Here is a 5,820-nt window from a genome sequence, read left to right on the forward strand (position 1 = left end):
CCTAATACATCGGGGATAGAGAAGGTCCATTCGCCTTTTAGCCGTTGTTCGCCGTCCTGGGTGAAAATCAACCGGTCGGCTTTGTCGTAGACATAATAAACTGGTTCGCAACCGGGCAGTTTTTTCCAGACACAACGGTTATATTTGTCGTATTTGTACATATAGGCATATTGCTGCAATGTGGCATCACTCTCATTCCACGAACCGTTGTTAACAAGCCTGTCGGATGCTAAAGGCGGAAGCACAATGCGCTGATTACCATAATCATCATAGATAAAATAAGTATCATAGAGGTTTTTACCTTCCTTTTGGCGGGTAAGTATCACCTGTCCTTTCTTGTCTTTGAATTCGTAGCTGATATTACCACCTTCATCCGTTATGCGTGTAACATATAACTCGTTTCGGTTATAATATCCTGTTTTCTGCACACCTGTTTCTGTTACTTTAAAGATTTCTGCGACCAGATGAGTATATGTCTCATTCAAAAGGTAGCTCCCAAATGACATATTTGCCATCCTGTCACTTCTTACCAGACGTTTGTTGTCATGCCAATCTGCCCCCGTTCCGTATTTTTCTGTAACTATATTTAGTGGCGAACCGTCATAAACAAGTTTACTGTATGGTGCCTGATCGTTTTGATAGAGTGACGATTGCCGGGCTTCTGAAGTAATCTGTCCGGGGGACATATATATACCGTTTATACCTTTCACTATTGGTAACCATGACTTTGACTCCCTGTTCAGCCCATCATATTCCTGTAATGTAACCAGATCACCTCCCTGTGGCGCGATACTACGCTGTATATTGATCGTTGGATTGCCAAAATTGTCGAAATACTGCACAGTTTGTTGAAGTTTGCTTCCATCCAGACTTGCAAAGTTGCTTGTTTCAATCATAGGCACAATAGAAATAACATGAGGCTGACTCATGGTTGTTTCCAGACTTTCAAAACCGTTATGGGCTTCGATAGTAGTCGTTATCGCTCCATTCTGCGCTTTTCCTTCCGATACGACATAATATATTCCTGCCGGCAGTTGATCTATCATTATTAGGGAATTGGTGGTATTGTTACATGCTCCCTCCCCTGTATAATCATCATTGGAGTAAATAACAGAACCACTTTCATTTAATACGCTCATATATGTATCAGTCACTGCAGACCCGCAATGGCTAACTGTAATATTGAGAGGCTGCGTTAGCTTAAATTTATAGAAAATATCGTTTGTGGATTTCACGTTGAACCTGTTTGAATAACCCAGAGATGTATTCCGGGTGTCTATAAAAGAAAACCCTGTTTCATAGATTCCTGCATCTATCGCCGTAGCCATCATATCGCCTATTGGGCCTATGGTTCTGCCATCTATCGAAGTTGTGATATTACCGTCGGATACACCATCCGATACAAAGTAATAAGTACCGGGCATTAGCACCGGGATTTTGAGATAAGCGTTTTGTGTATTAGCACATGCGCCGATACCTGAATAATCGTCATTGGAATATAATAATTTTTGATCGGATGAATATACTGCCAGGTAAGTATCGGAAACAGACGAACCACAATTACTTGCCATTATTTCCATCGGCTCGGCTAGTATAAGCTTGTAAAAAACCTCTTTCCCATTTTTAACATCTATCCTGTTCACAGTGAATAACCCTGTATTCTGAGTATGGGTATAGCTGAAGTCAGCTGATTTTGTCCCAATATCGACAGGTGTGGAAAAACTACTACCGGATAGTCCGGGCAAAATTTCTTTCGCATTAATATTAAGTGCGTATTTCAACGATTTGGAGGAATTGGATATAATAGCTTTTGAATATACGATATAGGTACCCGGATCTAATACATAAGTGTGATCCCTATATGACCATGGAATGGAATTCCAATCGTCTTTTTTTATAGAATCCAATGAAGTAGAAATCATTCCCATATATATCGGTTTTTTCAACCCATCTCCACTATTACTGTTATTCAATGTTATCTGCATCGGCTTAGTTATTGCAAACCGATGGGCGACATCGCGATAGTAATAATAATCATCTTTCAGATCATAATCATCAAACCTCTCATAATTTTCGGGATAATAATCGAATTCATAAGCACCAATATTTTCTACGATAGGTGTGATATTGAAATTTGAACTAAATATCCCCAACATAAATGGATTATAAATATCTTCTCCCGTTTTTCTTTCGGTTCCTGTTATATTTGTTGTTATCTCCCCATCGATAAATGTAATTGTCTCTAAGTGTCCCGTTATTTGAGCTGTAGGTTCAGAAACAATGTAATATACCCCTGGTTGTAGCCCAATCGGATATGTAGTACATTTATCCGGTCCGGGATATGCCCCATAATGCAATAGTTTGCCCCGATGGTCGAGAATGTAATAAATGCTGCTCGGGATAGATGTTCCACAATGGGAAACGGATATATCCATAGCAAAATCGAGTGTCAGTTTATAGATTATATCGTGGGCTGATGAACTTCCCGGCACAAAACTACATGTGTAACGGCTCCCATAATTACTTGAATTTTTTGTATCTGAATAGGTAAATGTATCTGAGAAAAAGCCAGTATCGATTGTTCCCCCATTATCATATACCTGCCCTGACAAGCCTAATGAGAAATAAATGATAAACAATAGGCATATGTATTTTTTCATAATATTCTAATTTATAGTAAAATAACACCGAGTGTTAATTGAAGTATTTTCTTTATTAATTCCCAAAATTGTATACATATTTCTGTAACATGACTTTCCGTATATCTGATTGAGATTTCATATCCAAATAATAACCTTCAGTAAGCCTTCCATAGTTATCATATTCAAATTTTGTTGTAATATTATTCGGATCGGTTATCGATGTTACCCCCTGTAGAGGATTGTACTCATAAGTGGTTACCAATGCGTTGGGCAATAGGTTTCTGATAGAACTAATCATTGCCCACGCTTGGTTTGGAGGCTTAATAGATGAAGCCCAGGAGCTAAGAGTTGCATTTACAATACCTAACGTAGTAAGAATCTGCTGGATGGATGCATTCTCTATTTTAGCTATTGGAAACTGATTCTGATATCCCCAGATAAAAGATATAGGCATATCATCTTTTCCTGTGATTTCCGCTATATTATTGTTGTTATCGTAGGCTGTGTAAATTACCTCGTCACGAAATTCAGCCATCTGATTAGTCCTTGACTGTACCTTCTCCGGAAAGTTTGTTCCCGATTTGAATAAAATACGACTTTCTTTCCACGAATTATTCTCGTTATGCTTATGGCGTGAAACAGTAGAAGGAAAACCACTGAGATAATCAAGGCTATCTACGATTAGAGTATTATCGCTATTAGTTGTTTTAATTTCTCTGGGCTTCATAGAAGATAGCGGATCCACCACATTAAAATTGTAAGCATACTCTTTCTCTGTTGTAATTACATCGCTTCTGCCATTAGCATAGCGATAATCACTTAAAATTTCTTTATCATGCCTATTATAATATCTAATATCTAAATAATATCGTGTTTGAGCTTTGCGATCTTCTTCTGTCCAATCTGTCACCAAGTAGGGGAAATATATTTCTCTATTCGCATCTCCTGCCAATCCGGTACTGTATTTAAAGTCTGTTCTGGAAATTAATTTTTCTCCTCTGTAATGTTCTTTGCGTATCATTGATCCATACAGCTGATTTGTTCCACCAGGATAATTTATAAAGTCATCGGACGGTTCACTCGGATTATTGGGGAGTGCTTTGATAAGTGGTTTGCTTGCATCCTTTCTGGGTTGTTGTCTGAGAAATGTTTGAATTGAATTGGTCAGATCATTTTCATCCCACTGAAGCGCATCCTCAAAATTATGAATATTCACATTGTAGTAATATTTTGATACTTGTGTTTCATATCCAGCCCCTACTACAGTTTCTTCAACAATACTATACATTACGGCACTACCTCCCAGACTAATATTGGAAACGGGCATAGAGTTGAAAGTGGTAGTGCCCTTAGTTGCACTATCATATTTTGAGCCAGCATAAGCATCCACATTTTCTGTACAATAATCGCGTTCGGTAACAATATGTTTTATGGCACCTCCTCCCCATACAGGCTCCAAATCCAGATAGTATGGATGTACCAATCCATATCTGTATTTTTTAGTGATCTTTTTACCTGTCTTTGTGTCTTTTGATTCCACTTTTGCGATCCTGATACCTCCTACAGAATGGAGATATTCCTTTTTGCCTGTTGGTGTATTATTGCGAAATGCTCCATAATTACCTTCATAGCTAAACTGGGTTTCAACACCCTGTGGATCAATAATATTAGTTAAGACTCCAACTTTTGCATAAGAATGATTGGGTTCTCTATTCGCACCGGAATAGTTTATAATTACTTCATTTTCTTCAAATTCAAAAACATAAAATACTCTATTTCCGCAACTAAAACTAGGCACAGTAGATGTATTCGTTAAACTTTCACTGCCATTATTAAAACCCCAATGATCTACAGCTGTAGTATATATTGAAGGAACCTGATTAATAGCTTGATAAGTGAATTTATATGTGCGAGATTCGCTACCTGGAACAGATATCCTGATTGAATCCAATTTTGTAAGAGTTGTATTCTTGTTATAGAGAGAAGTAAAAAACTGGATTCGTCTTATTAACTTATTGTCAGTATCTTTAATTTCTATTTTATCAACTACTGTAGAGCCTGCGATTCCATTATAAGAAACTGATAATGTATTATTTTGAAACCTTACTTCATTCAATAATTCTCCATAAACTGTTTTTGATTCATACCTCAAGCTTATAGGATAAGCTCCTTGTATTCCTGCATTATGCTCTTGTACTAATAAGGCATTGGGATTATAAGGTTGGAATGGATAGATCATATTGTATGGCGCAACTTTGTAATACTTATTTCCAGACTGCGTTTGTTCTGTCAAAATAGGTATATCTCCATTTAGTGATGTTATTATTACTTTGTGATTTAAATGGAAATAGGTATTGGGGTTAGGATGTGCTTCACTAATATACTGAAAATTGATCAATGCTTTTGATGGATTGCGGGGAGAACTAATGGAATTGCACAGCCAACGAGTTATGATATCTCCTGTCTTTTCATAGGTGCCAAACAGGTATGTTTTACCATCGGAAGCTTTTATCGTTATTTTGTTACCAAAGGTCACTTTATCATTGTTGCGTGGTAATGTTTGAAAATGGATATTACTTAAAAAATAGCCAGATCCCCCACCATTTGCAAGTCGATATGTAAACTTATCAGGCTGTAGGTCATGTGAACCAAGTACTACATTTTGATAATATTGCCCTGCTGAACTATAGGAATTCGGATTACGCCTGTAAAACCAGCCATATTCAGAGTCGTCGGGCGCTCCATTTACTTGTCGCATTACAGACGGTTCTATATTCAAAGACCATCCGGTACCTGCAACCCCACTTCGCTCTTTCGGCTTTAAACCGGAGGAATGATACGTCAGTGTTACAGGTAACACGATATCTTCTGCTACTATTTCGTATAAAGGAATAGTTATGTTTGGAACCCCGGTAGAATGGTCAATAGGGTAGCTTTGGTATTTTTCCATAGTTGCCGCCGTCGGTGTAACAGGTACTATTTGAGGTGCCGTTAAGGATATCTGCTCTTGAGAATAAATAATATTCATAGCAAATACAAGTAGAATAAAGAGTAATATATATTTTCTCATACTATTAATTTTTATTTTTTAATAACCACTTCATTTACAAACATATCATCTGCTGTTATCCTTAGCACATAATTCTTCGTTTGTAAGTTCGAGCAATCAATTGTTTCA

The 5,820-nt window shown here is 37.4% G+C and carries 2 protein-coding genes; both read right to left on the reverse strand.

Annotation, left to right across the window (positions count from 1 at the left end; translation table 11 throughout):
• Positions 1-2,660 (reverse strand): DUF6443 domain-containing protein (locus tag GGR21_RS20610; RefSeq protein WP_221233053.1); only part of this gene is annotated, 2,660 nt, incomplete at its 3' end.
• A 55-nt stretch (positions 2,661-2,715) separates the two neighbouring features.
• A complete protein-coding gene (locus GGR21_RS20615; protein WP_183309126.1) occupies positions 2,716-5,712 on the reverse strand; it encodes an RHS repeat domain-containing protein in 2,997 nt (998 codons plus the stop codon).
• Between the last annotated feature and the right edge of the window lie 108 nt (positions 5,713-5,820).

Origin of the sequence: Dysgonomonas hofstadii (genome assembly GCF_014196915.1) — a bacterium.
GTDB classification, from domain to species: Bacteria; Bacteroidota; Bacteroidia; order Bacteroidales; family Dysgonomonadaceae; genus Dysgonomonas; species Dysgonomonas hofstadii.